Below are 16608 nucleotides of genomic sequence, written 5' to 3' on the forward strand. Positions count from 1 at the left end.
CACTTAATTCATGAATTGATGAAAATTAAACTATGTACTATACTCCATTTTTAACTGTGGTCATTACGATTTGCTATGGGATAACTTAAACTATATACTTTGTTGAAATATAAAATAAAAAGCCTGTATCATCGATTACTTGCAAATCGTACATACAGGCTATTTTTGTTTATTAAATCATGGTTGCTGAATATGCGGTTGTTCTTTTAAATGATCAGTCAGTTCATCTACAACAAATGCGAATTCATCGTAAGATACACATTCTAAAGGAAATTCTAATGCAACTTTGTTTTGTTTGTTGTAAATGGCTACAACTTTGGAACGGCGGTCAAGAAGTCTTGCTTTCATGTTAGACTTTTGAATTGTTATTTTTTTGATGTCTTCTAGTAAAATTTGAGAGTGAGCATCTTTTTCGGTATATCGGACAGCATTTCCGATGATTTCGATTTTATTTTTTAATAGTTTCGTTTTATAGATTTGATATGAAACAATTAAAATTGCAAATAAAGTTGTTAAAGTGATGTATACTGGGTCCATTGTGGTAAATGCTCGGTATCCTCGTATAGCTAGTAAGAGGTACCAAGTGTAGAACCATTTACTTAATTTAGGCTTACTTTCGTAGTATACAATTGAAGCATCTTCTTCTTTTTCATTCTCTCTTTTGTCCATAAATAATTGTACGTGCTCTTCGATTGATTTTTCATTGAACTGTCCATCTTCTAAATAAGTACCTTCCCACATGTGAACAGAGTCATCTTCTTCCTCAAGTGCATAAGCACCTACCCATGCTGGAATGATTTGATCATCATATGAAACGGAAGCTAAATAATAACGGATTGGCTGGTTATATGAATTTTCAATATCAAGATGTTTGATTAACTCGATTGTTTCAGGTACAAAATCATGTTCATGCACGATAGATAGGAACAGATGACTTTTAGCAAAATATGCTTGTTTATTCTCTTTAATAGGAAATAAATGTTCTTTGCGAATTCTGAGTATTTCCCAGTAAAAGTATTCTGTGGATTCTATATTTGTTGCACAGTTCAGCAGTTGTTCTTCAGGTACGTCAATGTCTCTTTGAAGAGCGGCAATAATGGCATTCGTTCGAATAAACGGGTCAGTAAATGACATCGCTTCTTTTATAAAAGGTGTCATCTCATCATTAAAGTAATACTCCATTAAAGATAGATAGATCGACATAACTGAACGGATTTGTAAATAGGTTTCTTTCCATGAGCCATACACAAATTTAATATCATAATCATTTTGGTAAGGCAGAAATTCCTCTACTTGCTTTTGATAATCCACTAATAACAATGGCGCGATATGTTTTGGTTTGAAACGGTCTAGATAATTTTTATCTAAACAGTATGATAACAATCGATAAAAAGTAGTTTTATATTCTTCTACTTCAAATAATTCGGTATGCTTGTCTAATAGTTTATAATGATGCCAGGATTATCATATAGCACATCTAAAGGTAAAACAACTTGGTTATTCTGAATATCTTGTTCGATTAATTCCAAGATTGCTTGTTCATGCTCTTCTCCATCAAAAGAGGTTATGTATCGAAATACTGCTTCTTTAGCAGCCTTACTATATTCAGGGTAATATTTCATTAAGGACTCTGTTAATTCAGGTAGATGGAAATCAGTGATGAAATTAATCAGATGGTAACTAGGTTCATCCCATTCTTTAAATGATGTTGGATATGGATAAGCAGCTTCTTTTGCTAACCATTCTAGTGTAAATAAATTAAATTGTAGGTCATCTATTTCTGAAAGTACGATTAGTTCATGAATTGCATTTGATCGAATTGTTAAATCAGTATGTTTTAAATCTTCGACGATGCGTTTCAGTTGTGATTTATAAGTTGACACAATACTCCTCCGATATCTAGTTGTAAAATTACGTTTGATTTGCAACAGTTTTAATTTTATTAGAAATACTGATAGATAGCCACTGTTAAATAGTAGAAAGTACTTGATTATTTATCGTTTAGTTGAGATTACGGTTGTCTAATTGGATCTGGGAACCTCTAATGACTATTAGACGGCAGCGGAGTAATATAAAGTGGTGTAAATTCTTCTCCTCGTTCTAGATTTCCAATGTAAATTTGACTTATAATTTATAATGAACCTCTTTATTAAGGACCAAAATTAAAAAAGAAGGAGAGGAATAGGGGTGAACCTATTCCGTTCTCATAAAATGAAAAAACTAATTATATTAAGTGCTACAATTTTAACTATGTCGATTTTTACAGCATGTGAAAAAACAGAAGCTTTGGAATCGAAACCAGTTTCTACACCAACCACTACAGTACAAGCTTCTCCAACAAAGGAAAATGGTGACGATACGATGAAAGTTGAATCGGCAGATATTTTGAAGAAAAATCCATCTGAGTTCTTACCAAATAGTAAAAACTTTCAAGTTGGAGCTGAAACTTATCAGTCTGCTGAGGGAAGAATAGAAATCGATGTTAGAGTTTCAAAAGCAAAAACATACATGAAAAATGTCATCGTCTCAGGTCTATTACCAATTAATGCTTATGAAGTATTGTACACTCCCGATTTGTTGATTACGAACATTTTAATGAAAAAATCTTTTTCAGATAAAGTTGTTTCTAAGGAGTACACAATCTCTCCATCTATTAAATCTCCAGGAGGTATTTCTGCAGGTGGAAGCTTTAACTTATTCCCTGAAGAGAGATTCGAAGACGCTATAACGAAATTAAATGAGATTTCTATAAAAGTAAGCTGGGTTGATCAGAAAGATAAACCTCATACTGAATATATAAAGACAAAGATCCAGATTAAACGGCCTGAATAGAAAGCATTACCACTTTGTATGATAAAAAGGCCCCGATTTTGCCGGGGCTTTTCGTGTTGTATCACGTTTTATGTTAAGTGAAAAATGTGAACATATTCACAAGTTTGAAAAGATGAGATACAACTGACATATAATCTAATTTCAATGCTGACCTCCGCTATTTTATTTATTAACAAATATTGATATACATACAAATAATAAAAAACTTAAAATTATATATTGATAATTTCGTTTAGTTCGAGGCATTATAATAAAAATAATTAAGTAACTTAATAAAAATAAACATGATACTAATACATTCACGATACTTTCTATCATAAAACGTGCATTTAACATAATAAATAAAGACTGCATGCCTGATGAAATAGATAGTATTCTATATAAAGGAAAAGCTTTCTCATCCTTTAGAAAAACATTCTCATCCATAATCTTCAATTACTCCTTTTTTAGTTTAATCTATCAAAATAATTTTTCATTAAATAATACTTATACTATATCCTAAATTAAAAAAACATCTGTATTATTCCTTAACTAGAAAATTTTATTCCATCTTAAAATTTGAACCAATCCGTACTACTATAAGATGCGGCTAATCTGTTGGCGTCTTTGTAAGACATATAGAACACTATCAAATCAATCACATCTTTATGTAATATATAATGACTTTAATTATAGTAATCTCGAGAATGAATTCAGTGAAATTTTTGTGAATGTTTTAGTAAAACGTTACAAATTTTTACTTTTAAGAGTACCATTGTGAAGATTAAATAAAAATATAGGAATAATGCATGTTAATAGAATCATAGTTGTTAAATTTTCATGGGGTTTCAATAGAGGTAAACGCGGCCGTTGAAAAAAATGTGAAATTGTTCACAAAAAAGACACTGTGTTTTAGTAAAATTTACCTTTTAAAATGCTAAGATAATTTCGTAAACGTTTACTAAAAAAATTAGGAGAGTATATCTAAGTTAGAAACATGAATAACAGAAAAATATTATTTATTATATTAATCATTGTCTCAATCTATTTACTAGTTTTATTGACAGGTCAAATAATGTTTTTTAATAAGAAAAGCAAATCAGATCTAACTAAGGAAGGTATAAGTAAACCAATATCAAATACATTTCTTCCTGTAAATGGGTCATATAGTCTTGGAGTAGGAGAAGTTACACCTCTAAATTTTACGTACATTTATTCAAGTGATAAAAAAGACTTGTTTAATGAAATTTATGCGATTAATCTCAATAACGAAGATTCAGTTAGTGTTGAAAGCTTTGAAGTGAATGGAAATGCTAAGATTGGAAAGTACCATGCGAAAACTTTAGGGCTTCATATAATTGGACTATCTGAAGGTAAAACACAAATAAGGGAATTAACAATACAAACTAAAAGTGGATTGAAAAAATATAATGTTGGAGAATTAGGAATAAATGTAATTAAAGATACTTCGGATAAACCTCTAGAAGTAGGGGATGTTTATCCTATTATTAAAGAAGAAAAAAATAATTACATATATAGTTTGCAAAATAACGGTAGCGATAATATTGTTGTAAACAAATTTGATGCAGTGCTGAATGGTGAACAAGTATTCAATATTAAGCCATTCGTTATTAATCCAAATAAACAAAAAGAAGAAGAAGTTCCTATTAAAATAGATTTTCAAAAATCTCCTTATGCTGTTACAGTGTTAAGGCCATTGATACATTATTCAGATGGAAAAGAACAAAGAGCTTTACTTCCACCACCAACTTGGTATGGATTAATGGGAATTACAGAAGAACAAATAGAAAAGACAATTGAGTATAATAATTAACAATTTTAGTTCAGTATAAATAGATAAAATTTCGCTACATATTATTTCCAACATTTATTAAGTAGTGTATCAGACATTGAGAGGTTAATAATATGAATACTAAACCAATTTTTTTTATAAGCTTTTCTCTATTATTTGGGATCATTTTTCTATTATTGATAGAAGTAAAGAATTTTTATAATATTCAGTGGTCACAATCAAATATAATAATAGCTATATTTGCTATATTTTTTGTCATGCTAATATTAATTCTTTTTATTAATATTTTGTTTAATTTTATTTTAGACAGATTTACATCATATAATTTAGATTATAAAAAAAATCAAGAAAAAGTTTTAATTACTATTATCTTAGTTAATGAAATATTATTTTTAATAACATATCTTTTAATACTATTTAATAATCAATTATTCTTTACCTTACAAAATTATAGATATATTACACCTATTATTTTTTCATTATTATTTTCTATTCTATTGGGATTAAAAATTAAAGACATAATATATTTCAACGTAGGGATAATCTCGGCAAATATTTTTCTTTTGATTTCCCAGAAGCTTTTCCTATTTATAATCAAATCCTTTTAATTGAATCATTAATGAATAACTACTTTAGATAAATGCAAATAGACCAATATTATAAAAAGTCCTACTAGAGAGATAAGTAGGACTTTTGTTTTTGAAAATTTCTTGTGGATAAACATTCTTTAAAAAAGAAAACAAAGGAGCGAAGCATAATATGAAAATTTGTATTTGTGATGATAATTTAATGCATAGTATGAAATTGGAAGAAATTATCCTTGATTACACAAAAAAATTTTACAATTTATTAGTTGATATAGATGTTTTTACTTCTCCGAATTCATTAATTAAAAGAAAAGATTTAGGTGAGTTTGAATATCAGATTTTATTTTTAGACATTGAAATGAACGAGATGAATGGGATCGATGTGGCGAGAGAAATAAGAAAACAGGATAGAAATTTATTAATTATATATGTTACTAGTTACAATAAATATACAATTGAAAGTTTTGAAGTTTCTCCTTTTTGGTATCTATTAAAACCTGTAGATCCCCAAAAAATAAAGCATGTCTTATCAATTGCTATAGATGAAATTATGTTAAATAATCAATATTTATTTTTTAAATATCAAAATATACAATATCAGATAAAATATGTTGATATCATTTCGATTTCTTCAGAAAACGGGAGAATGATTCGAATTATTACCTGTAATGGTGAAAAATCAATTTTATTCTATGGCAAAATTAAAGAAATTGAGAAGAAGCTTAATCCATTAATGTTCGTGAAAGTAAACCAAGGAACAATTGTTAATTTAAATTACATTTATATTATTTCTGGAAATGAAATGAATTTATCTAATAATGATATATTGACTATTAGTCGAGGTCAGAAAAAGATTGTTAAAGAGGCTTATCATGAATTTATATCGAAAAAGTTAGAAGCTTAATAATGGGATTATTAATATTTTTATTTTTGTTAGTTATTTCAGTGTGTATTCAAAGTATTTCCGTATTTTACTATTTTACGGGATTTCTGAACCTTAAGATAAAAAAGAAAACATATCTATTGATAGTAACTTTACTAATAATTTTAATAAAATTTTTACCTGAAAATATATCAATGTCCTGGAGGATTCTTTTTATTATTGTGACACTAATAATAACTGTGAATTTTTCATTCTATGGCGGACTTTCAAAAAAATTATATCATACTATATTTTTTGTTTTCATATTTACTCAAGTAGAACTAGGCCTTTCTTTGACTACTCATATACATGGGAATAGCTTTAAAACGAATTTAATTTACCCATTACTAATCTACTTTGGCCTAAATTTTATATCACTTATTATTGTAATTCTAATAACTAAACTATTATTATATTTTAAAGTTGATTATGAAATTGGACTAAGCAATATAGAGTATATGCTTTTAACCATTGTACCAACGTTATCTACAGTTATTACTATTTGGATATCTAGTTTTAATAGAACAGATCAAAAAATAGCTTTTTTATTTTTTTTATTGATAATTAATTTTTGTAATATGAAGATTTACGATAACTTAATTAGAAAAAATTATTTGATTCAAAAATATATGTTGATCGATGAGCAGAATAAATTTTATCGTGAGTATCTTGATAAACAAAAGGAATTGATTAGATTAAATCACGATTTAAATAATATTTTAGTAAACTTACATACATTAATTTTATGTAATGAATTAGATGAAGCAAAAAAACAGTTAAATGAATTAATAGCTATAAATGGATCCTCTTCATACAATAAATTTACTGGTTGTATATCTATTGACTCGATATTAAGTAGTAAGTTAGACAAAATTAAGAGAAACGATATTCATTATGAATTAAGTTTACAAATTCCTATTGAAATAGACAGTAATCATAATTCTATTGATTTAGCTGCAGTCTTAGGGAACTTATTAGATAATGCAATAGAAGCAGTATTAAGGATTCCTGATCAAATTGAAAAAGTAATTGATATAAATTTAAAATATTTAGAAGGAAAATTATTAATTAAGATTAGAAATACTTCAAAATCCTTTGAAGTAAATTTTTCAAATGCAATATTGAAATCTGAAAAAAAAGTTAATCGGTATGGTGTGGGGATTAGTAGTATTAAAGAAAGAGTAAGTAAGATGAATGGCTATTATGATTTTTCATATAAGGAAGGTTTTTTTCAAGCTCTTGTAATTATACCCATGTGATAAAAGTATAAAACAATATGTTTTATGCTTTTTTTATTTCAATTTACGACATTAAAGTATACAGATTACTACACTTAATAATTTTATTACGAAAAATGATATTAAATAGATAATAAGGAGATAGATTAGGGAAGTAGGTAGGGAAGAATTTGAAGATTGAAGTAGAAGCACTAAATACACTTTATGGTCAATGTTGGATAAATTATCCAAATTGGAATATTACTAGGAGGCTGTTATGATTAAATTATTTAAAAACGTAACTATTATAACAATAGCTGCAACGATATTAGGTTCCATTATTCCTATTAAATCCCATGCTGAAGAGATTTCGAAACCAAGTAACGAAAAAACTATTAATCAAGTAAGTACACAATCTAGTTTAACAGCACCGCCTATTATTCAAGGTAGAGCGGTAAATACTAAGTATACTCAGATGCCTATGCCTACAGTTGAAGCATATTCTAATGAAGATGGTACAGGGACAGGATATTTAGATATTTCTTGGGAGCCTATTGAGGGAGTTACAAAGTATCAAATTATATTATTTAACGGTTCTGTACACTCCTACTGGGATGTTCCTGCCGACCAAACAACATGGACAACTAAAGACAAAGGAATGTTTCCTACCTCTGAACAAATTGAAGTAGGACAAGTTAATTTTAGAAGGGACGGAAAAGGGACAGATTTTGTAGCTGATCCTTCTATACTTTATAAAAAAGCGTTTGAAATTAATGGCGGACTTAATTACTCCGATAGTTCAGAGTATTATGTAAGGGTAACGGCAGTTCATGAAGATGGTGCAAGTCCTATTTCTTTTGCAGCAAATACAGTAATTCCGTTTTACGATCATAACCAAGAAGACGAAAATGTTGATTTTGATTCAAATAATCTAGATTTTGCTCAAACAAATCGATTACTAAATTTAGGATTTACTGATTCAGAAATCGAATCAATGTCTAATGAAGAGTATGAGATTAATAAAGACTTACAAGGTGAAGTTATTAGCACAAATACAAATTATATTAAAATTATCGAGCCTCGTGTGACTATTGCATATTCGATTTCAAATAATGAAGCAATTATAATAGAATTAGACGAAGAAACCTATTATGATGAAATTAATAAATTAAACGACAACCTAAATTCTAGAGCAAGTAGTGAATTTTTAACTACATCTTATAAAAAAATGACTACTACTATTACCAAGTTATCATCAAAGGAATATAGATTAAAAAATAGTGTAGTCTGGTCTAAACTGCCAAGTCAAACATATGTAGATGTTATAGGTATAGGCATTAATTCATCTTTCTGGGCACCAAATCCAAGTACTCAGTATGGTCAACAGAATTGGACAACCAAACCTACAATAGGAAACCCATCAAAAAGTAAAAGTGCTAAATATACCAAAGATAGTAATAAATGGAAAAAGGGAGCAGGGGGCTATGCACTAAAAATAAACCTTCCTGATAACAAGGATAAAGGTATTGATTCGGAATATTTAAAGACGTTATCAAGTTATATGTATTATTCTGTAGGTTCTCTTACAAACACTAGAAGACTAGATGCATACGGGAATTATGCACATCAAAACAGTACTTATACTTTAACACCTTCAATAGCTTTATCAGGGATTAGTTTTTCTGTATCACCGGCTAAAAAGTTTTCATTTCATCCAGATACTCATGCTAGCATAACTTGGTGATCAATATGAAAAAAACAATTTTCATATATACATTTAATTTGGCCATTTGGATATCTTGGTTAGTTTACTATTTTATGTATCATAAAAATTCAATGCTTCAGGTTAGTCCTTGGGGAATGCATAATTTAGAAAATATTACTCTACAAATTGCATTGATCTTCCTACCCTTAATCGGCTTTATATCAGCGTTTTTAACAAGTAATAAAATTATATGTATTATTATTTTAGTTATAAATTTATTTATTGTTTATTTTCAATCATTTCCATTATTCGTTAGTTGGTTACAATATTTCAAGTTGTTATAGGGATCTACTTTGACAGGTAGAAATCGTTGGTTAGAGTCCAGTTGTGATCATTAATACAATCTATATTTAAACAGAGCCTGCCCTCTTGGGATTAGGCTCTTTTTGTGGACGGGCAGTCGCATAGGGGGCTGACCTAGTCAGCACCCTTCAATCATTTTATCTAGACAGAGACGACACTTCGGTGTTTTTCATAAATAATTGAGGGGAACATAGATTTTTACGTTTGGAAAAACGGGGATAGAAAATTAAAAAGAAGCACTTAACAGCTACTGCTAAGTGCTTAGAGAACATTACTCTATATTTTAGACTTTTTATATCAAGAAAATCGCAACAACAGTAGTAACAACCAACCCTATCAAAACAGGCAACAAATTCCGTCTAGCCAACTCAAACGGACTAACATTACAAATAGCCGCCGCAGGAATCAATGCCCAAGGAATCAATGTCCCTCCACCAACCCAAATCGCCGCAATTTGCCCCATAGCTGTCAAAGTTGCAATACCATGACCAATCGCCGTAGCAAATAACGAAGCAACTGATCCAGCAAGCGAAATTCCAGAGAATCCAGATCCATCTAAACCTGTAATTGCTCCAACTGTTGTCAATGTCACTCCCGCAACTCCAGGATTTACAGGTACTGCATGCGCTAAAGCAAAGCCTAAATCGTTAACAATTCCATTCGACCCTTTTGGCAAGTAATCCCCAATAATCGCCGTAAATCCACTATCCCCAAGATAGAAGAAAGCAGCAATTGGAATAACCGGACCAAATACTTTAAAACCGAATTTAAATCCATGAATTAAATAATTCGTTACTTCTTCAAATCCTTTGTTCTTATGTCCAAACATGGATAGGATCGAAAGGATTATTAGTGAAGTACCCCCGATTAATGCCGTTGCATCTCCACCTTGTAAATTGAAATGAACCATAGCCCAAATATCCACTGCGAATAAAATGAAAACAAGAGCGGCCATCCATTTTTGTTGTGTAGAAGAAAGTAAATACTCCTCAGCTTTAGTATCTTCTTCAGGTATTTCTACTGTTAAAAGTCCTCTTTTCATATCACGTTTTAAGAAGTAAAAAGCAACCACAGTTGTCACAACGCCCATTACGATCACAAGTGGAATACTAGCGTGTATTACATCTGAAACCGGAATGCCAGCCGCGTCAGCTGTTAGTTTCGGGGCGCCTTGGATCACGTAATCACTTGAAAGAGCAATACCATGACCGAATAAATTCATTGCCATCGCAACACCTAAAGCTGGTAACCCAACTCTTAAAGCAACTGGAAGTAAAACCGCACCAATTAAAGCGACTGCTGGTGACGGCCAAAAAAACCACGAAACTACCATCATAACAATACCAATCGTCCAATAGGCAAGTGTGGCGTTTCTCATCACCTTTGTAAATGGGCTGATAAGTGCTTGATGCACTCCACTATCAGTTAATGCTTTACTCATAGAAACAATAATCGAGATTACTAGAATAGTAGAAAGCAACTCAGTTATGGCGTATATGAAACTTGAAAACAGGATACTGACGGAACTTGAAAGTGACTCAGTTGCTACTAGACCAAGAAGGAAAATTCCTGCGAGGCAGACTAGGCTTGTGTCACGTCTAAGAATTAAAAATAAAATAATTAAACCTATAAATGCTACATAAAGCCAATGTATGGCAGTTAAATCGACATGCATGAGAACAGCCCCCTTTCGTTACATATATTGGCTAACAATATATGCATTCGCCTAGTTTAGGTGATTGGAAAGATTTGTAACATTGACTTATGAAAATTGTACAAAATTGGCGAAATAAAATTACTTAATGACGGAATAGTCAGAATTGTGTATAATGTTAATAAAATAGAAATGGTTTCCGCATTGTGGAAAAAGTGTTGTTAATTACTCGGTGGGAGGGTTGAAACAATATGATTAAGATCAAAAGTGTAAGTAAATCATTTGGGCCTTTACAAGTATTAAAAGGAATTGATTTAACGATTCAAGAAAAAGAAGTGGTTGTTTTATTAGGAGCAAGCGGATCGGGAAAGAGTACCCTTTTGAGATGTTTAAACTTCTTAGAGATTAATGATAAGGGAGAAATATATTTTGATGGTGAATTGGTTCAACCTGGCAAAACAGATTTGAATAAAATTCGGTCGGAGGTTGGGATGGTTTTTCAACACTTCAATCTCTTTCCGCATAAAACTGTTTTAGAAAATATTATTGAAGCTCCTATTCATGTTAAAGGAATGAAAAAGAGTGAAGCAAAAGAGATTGCTTATGTTTTGCTAGAGAAGGTTGGACTGACAGATAAGGCTGATGAATATCCAGAAATGTTATCAGGAGGACAAAAACAAAGGGTTGCTATTGCACGTGCACTTGCGATGAACCCAAGGGTAATGTTGTTTGATGAGCCTACTTCAGCCTTGGATCCCGAACTGGTCGGAGAGGTTCTTCAGGTTATGAAACAGTTAGCAAGTGAAGGAATGACAATGGTTGTCGTTACTCACGAAATGGGATTTGCTCGAGGTGTTGCGGATCGAGTTTTATTCATGGAGGAAGGTCTAATTTTAGAGGAGGGTACACCTAAACAGTTTTTTGAAAATCCACAAAATGAAAGAACAAAACAATTTCTTAATAGTATTTTATAATTTAAAAAAATGATGGAGGTATGTGTAATGAAAAAGAATTGGCATGGTATTTTATTATCTTCAATGATAGCAGGGGCAATGTTTCTAAGTGCATGTGGGGCAGATAAAACTGGAAGTCAAGCGAATTCAAAAGAATTTCATTATGCGATGAGTGGTTTATATAAACCATTTAATTTTAAAGAAGATGGCAAGCTTACTGGATTTGATGTTGAAATTGGTAAAGCTCTTTCAGATAAAATGGGAATGAAAGCTGTACCAGTAACAAATCCATGGGAAACAATTGTACAAGGATTAATATCAAATAAGTATGATGCGATTTTAGGAAGTATGACGATCACTGATGAACGATTAAAAGTGGTTGATTTCAGTAATCCATATTATATTTCAGGTTCTCAGATTTTTGTCGCTGATAATAATAAGGAAATCAAATCTGCTGAGGATTTAAAAGGGAAGAAAATTGGCGTTGTAAAAGCAAGCCCATATAAAGATTTAGCGATTAAATATACTGGAAAAGAAAATGTTGTTGATTATGATAGTGATCTAACGGCTATAATGGATCTTCCAACTGGTAGACTAGATGCGGTAATTACGGATCAGATGGTAGGCTTTAGAGTAATTAAAGAAGGTAAGGCTAAGATTAAAGATGTTGGCACACCACTAACTCACGATAATCAAGCAATTGCTGTAAGGAAAGATGATAAAGAACTTGAGAAGAAAATTAATAAGGCTCTAGATGAAATTATTAAAGATGGAACTTACGAAAAAATTAGTAAAAAGTGGTTTGGTCGCAATATTCTTGAAGAAAAATAATAATAGAATACTAGAGTAAAATAAGAGCCTAAGATTTTTTAGGACAAGATGAGGGGTGAGGTTCATCATGCATATATTATTAAATACATTTCATGTATTTTTAGTAGCAACTTTATTAACGTTAAAATTGACAATCGTATCTACTATTTTGGGAAGCGGAATAGGACTTATTTTTGCATTTTTCAGACTCTCCCGTATTAAAGTGCTTAATTATATTGCTAATCTCTATATCACGGTCATTCGTGGGACACCACTTATTGTTCAAATCGCAATTTTATATTTCGGACTTTCTAGTATTATTACATTTTCGCAGTTTTGGGCTGGTGCAATAGCGCTAGGTGTGCATAGTGGAGCATATATTGCTGAAATCTTTCGTGGTTCAATTCAATCAATTGACAAAGGGCAATTGGAAGCTGCTCGTTCTCTTGGGATGTCCCAACCTTTAGCGATGAGAAGGATTGTGCTACCTCAAGCATTTAAAATAGCGATTCCTACTCTTGGTAATCAGTTTATCATTGGATTAAAAGATTCTTCACTTGTAGCATATGTAGGGATGCAAGATTTATGGGGAGCAGGACTTAGTGAGGCTGCCTCTAACTTTGAACAAATGAATACATATATTGTAGTAGGTTTATATTATCTTGCACTTGTACTAATTATTACGTTTGGAGTTAAAAAGCTTGAAGATTCTTTGGATGTGAGTCGTAATAAAAAACGAAAAATAAGAAAAAATAAGTCTAATGCATCATTAGAATCAATCAAGTTGTAAATTACTTGGAAAATCAGACTATAAACTTGTATGATAGATGTAAAAAATTACTCTCACAATTATTCATTTGCAAGTTCGAAATGTAAACATGAAGGGCTGAGATACTCAAGTCAACGCATCTTTAAAGAAACGTACGTATACTACAAGTACGTAATGAACGGGAATCTCCCTAACGGGGAATATTCCCAGATTTTTGAACAGACTCCCCAAGATAAGAAGTGAAGAGTCATAGGAGTTATGATCATGGTCCAATCAATTGACCGAGCTATGCTTATTATCGATGTCCTAAATTCGGATGAATCCAAAAGTAATTGGCAAATCACCGAATTATCGGAAAAAACATCTCTATCTCTTGGTACGCTTCACCGATTACTAAACGCTTTAATCCAACACGGACTTGTTGTACAAATACCTGAAACCAAGCATTACAAGTTAGGGTATAAATGGATGGAGCTTGGTCTCCGTCAATTAGATAAAATGGATTTCAGATTAGTTGCAAGACCAGTAATGGAGCGTTTAGCAAAACAAGTAGAGGAAAGTATCTATTTAAATATTGAGAGTGGTATAGACGGAATTGTGATTGATAAAATTGACAGTCCTTTAAAAATTAGAATTGCTGAAAATTTGGGTATCCGAATTCCACTACATATTGGTGCTCCCAATAAAACCATTCTTGCTTATATGAAAGAGCATGAAATTCAACAAGTACTAGATCAGCTAAATCTTTCACCTAATTCAATATCAATTTTAAAACAACAACTGGTCGAAATCAGACAAAAAGGTTATGCAATCAGTCAAAATGAAAAAACAGAGGATACGGCGGCTATTGCGGCACCAATTACTGGATACAACAACAAAGTACTTGCTGCTTTAAGCGTGAATGTACCAGGATTTCGATTTACTCAGGAACGTATTCCGTTCTTGATCGAAGAAGTAATAAAAGCAGCGGAAGAAATTTCAAAGAAAATAGGGAAAATATAGGTGATACCTTATAGACGTATTCCAGTAAAATGGGATGCGTCTATTTTTTTATAAAATCATACTTGGTTTAACTCTAACGGAAATTACTATAAGCATCTAAATACGATTCATCCTCATTATCAATTCTCTCATTTAATACTTTTTCCTATTAATACCTTGTCATAAAAGCGATATCATTAGCGTAAAATTTAAAATAAAATTTCAAAATCTTTAATGTAAAATTCGAAATTTTGTTTATGGTAATAAACTATGAATGTTACTTTTTAGTGTGTTGATTGGTCAGATAGACTCGAGATTCTTTCAGAAAAGAACAAGAAAGGGGGAGGATAAACCATTTGAAAAACTATCAATCTAGCAATACCGACAATTGTCATAATTAATTCAAATCTATTTCAGGAGTTAGAGTATATCTTTTAAACTAATTAACTTGTTAAATTAAAAGGAGTTGTAAAGATGGCAAAGGGGATTAGCAAATACTTATTAATTGCCGAACAATTATTAGAGCATTTTGGAGGAGTGGATAATGTCTCGACGTCCACTCATTGTATGACAAGACTACGCGTAGCTTCGAAAGATCATTCAAAGGTAGACATAGAGGCAATCAAAAAGACAGAAGGGGTTCTAGGAGTTGTAGAAGAAGAAACGATTCAAATCATACTCGGACCTGGCGTTGTAAACAAAGTTGCAGCAGAGTTTGATAAACTGCTTGCAGCTGCAGATGATTTTGATCTGAATGATGTAGCTTCAAAAAACAAATCAGAGATTGATAGAAAGAATGCAAAACCTTTTAAATTGTTTTTACGTAGGATCGCAAGTATTTTCATTCCGTTAATTCCTGCTCTAGTAGCTTCAGGATTAATAACCGGTATAACAAAAGCAATTGTTCAGGCAGAATGGCTTGCAGCAGATTCAAAATTAGCTATTATTTTAACTGTGATCGGATCGGGTCTGTTTGCTTATCTTGGAATCGTAGTCGGAATAAATGCAGCAAAGGAATTTGGTGGATCACCTGCGCTTGGGGCATTGGCAGGTATTCTTGTTATCAACCCTGGAGTTGCAGATATCTCTTTGTTTGGGCACAATCTTCTTCCTGGGCGTGGAGGGTTAATTGGGGTTCTTTTTGCTGCAATCTTCATCGCTTTAGTTGAAAGGCAAGTAAGAAAATTTGTACCGCAATCTCTAGATATTATTCTCACACCTACCATAGCGTTATTAATTACAGGTATCGTTACATACCTTGTGTTTATGCCTGTTGGCGGTTATGTATCAGATGCAATCACAAAAGGACTATTGAATGTTCTTGATTATGGAGGAGTTGTAGCTGGATTTGTACTTGGCGCAACATTCCTTCCACTAGTCGTTACTGGGCTCCATCAAGGTTTGACTCCAGTTCATCTTGAATTAATTAACTCCATTGGAGATGACCCATTACTACCAATCCTTGCGATGGGTGGAGCGGGTCAAGTCGGAGCAGCGTTTGCAATTTACTTTAAAACGAAGAAAAAAAGCTTAAAACGTGCGATTGGTGGGGGACTTCCATCAGGAATGCTCGGAATCGGTGAACCATTAATCTTTGGTGTAACGCTTCCGCTAGGACGTCCATTCTTAACGGCATGTTTAGGTGCTGGAGTCGGAGGAGCATTTCAGGCTCATTTCCATATCGCTACAATTGCTGTCGGTGTTTCAGGACTTCCACTATCATTCTTAGTTCATACAAATCAGATTTTATTATACTTAACAGGAGTGATTATCTCCTATGTAGCTGGCTTTATTTTTACTTACTTATTCGGATTTAAAGATGAAATGGCTGCTGAATTCAAGTAATTTAAGTTTACATGTAAGCAGGAGAACAGAAAATTTGAAAAAGAAGGGCTGCTAGTTTAGCAGTCCTATTTGTCATAAAAGACGGGAAAATAGTGAAGAATGATAGCTACGGCTATAAGTGAAAATTTGAGCTTATCAAAATCTATATCAGTTACCCGATAAGTAGAGGAGGGGGGAG

The 16608-nt window shown here is 31.8% G+C and carries 13 protein-coding genes; 10 read left to right on the plus strand and 3 right to left on the minus strand.

What is annotated here, in order from left to right; translation table 11 throughout:
- Nucleotides 1-177 precede the first annotated feature (177 nt).
- Nucleotides 178-1311, minus strand: a complete 1134-nt coding sequence (locus ACFVR2_RS01805) for a hypothetical protein (RefSeq protein ID WP_387358358.1) — start codon at nt 1309-1311, stop codon at nt 178-180.
- 125 nt (nt 1312-1436) lie between these two features.
- Nucleotides 1437-1883, minus strand: coding sequence for a hypothetical protein (locus tag ACFVR2_RS01810; RefSeq protein ID WP_387358360.1), 447 nt, complete (start codon nt 1881-1883; stop codon nt 1437-1439).
- A gap of 304 nt (nt 1884-2187) precedes the next feature.
- On the opposite strand from ACFVR2_RS01810, the gene ACFVR2_RS01815 reads away from it, so the two are divergent.
- The 5 genes from ACFVR2_RS01815 to ACFVR2_RS01835 all read left to right on the plus strand — a co-directional run bounded on the left by ACFVR2_RS01815 (nt 2188) and on the right by ACFVR2_RS01835 (nt 9094).
- Nucleotides 2188-2832, plus strand: coding sequence for a hypothetical protein (locus tag ACFVR2_RS01815; RefSeq protein WP_387358362.1), 645 nt, complete (start codon nt 2188-2190; stop codon nt 2830-2832).
- A 976-nt stretch (nt 2833-3808) separates the two neighbouring features.
- Entirely contained in the window at nt 3809-4645 is an 837-nt protein-coding gene (locus ACFVR2_RS01820) for a hypothetical protein (protein WP_387358364.1), read from the plus strand.
- Nucleotides 4646-5383: 738 nt separating this feature from the next.
- Nucleotides 5384-6115: a LytR/AlgR family response regulator transcription factor gene (locus tag ACFVR2_RS01825; protein ID WP_387358366.1), complete on the plus strand. Its 732-nt coding sequence runs from the start codon at nt 5384-5386 to the stop codon at nt 6113-6115.
- A 2-nt stretch (nt 6116-6117) separates the two neighbouring features.
- Nucleotides 6118-7392 (plus strand): GHKL domain-containing protein, encoded by a 1275-nt coding sequence (locus ACFVR2_RS01830; protein WP_387358368.1) that lies wholly within the window; start codon nt 6118-6120, stop codon nt 7390-7392.
- A gap of 235 nt (nt 7393-7627) precedes the next feature.
- Entirely contained in the window at nt 7628-9094 is a 1467-nt protein-coding gene (locus tag ACFVR2_RS01835) for a hypothetical protein (protein ID WP_387358370.1), read from the plus strand.
- A gap of 616 nt (nt 9095-9710) precedes the next feature.
- Here the strand turns inward: ACFVR2_RS01835 and ACFVR2_RS01840 are convergent.
- The gene (locus ACFVR2_RS01840) at nt 9711-11093 is read right to left on the minus strand and encodes a hypothetical protein (RefSeq protein ID WP_387358372.1); all 1383 of its coding nucleotides are present in this window, start codon (nt 11091-11093) and stop codon (nt 9711-9713) included.
- A gap of 230 nt (nt 11094-11323) precedes the next feature.
- On the opposite strand from ACFVR2_RS01840, the gene ACFVR2_RS01845 reads away from it, so the two are divergent.
- The 5 genes from ACFVR2_RS01845 to ACFVR2_RS01865 all read left to right on the plus strand — a co-directional run bounded on the left by ACFVR2_RS01845 (nt 11324) and on the right by ACFVR2_RS01865 (nt 16430).
- Complete coding sequence (locus ACFVR2_RS01845; protein ID WP_387358374.1) at nt 11324-12046, plus strand: amino acid ABC transporter ATP-binding protein; 723 nt, start codon at nt 11324-11326, stop codon at nt 12044-12046.
- A gap of 27 nt (nt 12047-12073) precedes the next feature.
- The gene (locus ACFVR2_RS01850) at nt 12074-12856 is read left to right on the plus strand and encodes an ABC transporter substrate-binding protein (protein WP_387358376.1); all 783 of its coding nucleotides are present in this window, start codon (nt 12074-12076) and stop codon (nt 12854-12856) included.
- A gap of 67 nt (nt 12857-12923) precedes the next feature.
- Nucleotides 12924-13625: an amino acid ABC transporter permease gene (locus ACFVR2_RS01855; protein ID WP_387358378.1), complete on the plus strand. Its 702-nt coding sequence runs from the start codon at nt 12924-12926 to the stop codon at nt 13623-13625.
- Between the two features lie 243 nt (nt 13626-13868).
- The gene (locus ACFVR2_RS01860; protein WP_387358380.1) at nt 13869-14606 is read left to right on the plus strand and encodes an IclR family transcriptional regulator; all 738 of its coding nucleotides are present in this window, start codon (nt 13869-13871) and stop codon (nt 14604-14606) included.
- Nucleotides 14607-15059: 453 nt separating this feature from the next.
- Nucleotides 15060-16430, plus strand: coding sequence for a PTS transporter subunit EIIC (locus tag ACFVR2_RS01865; RefSeq protein ID WP_387358382.1), 1371 nt, complete (start codon nt 15060-15062; stop codon nt 16428-16430).
- Nucleotides 16431-16608 lie beyond the last annotated feature (178 nt).

Origin of the sequence: Gottfriedia sp. NPDC057991 (assembly GCF_042886615.1) — a bacterium.
In the GTDB taxonomy this organism is placed as follows: Bacteria; Bacillota; Bacilli; order Bacillales; family Bacillaceae_G; genus Gottfriedia.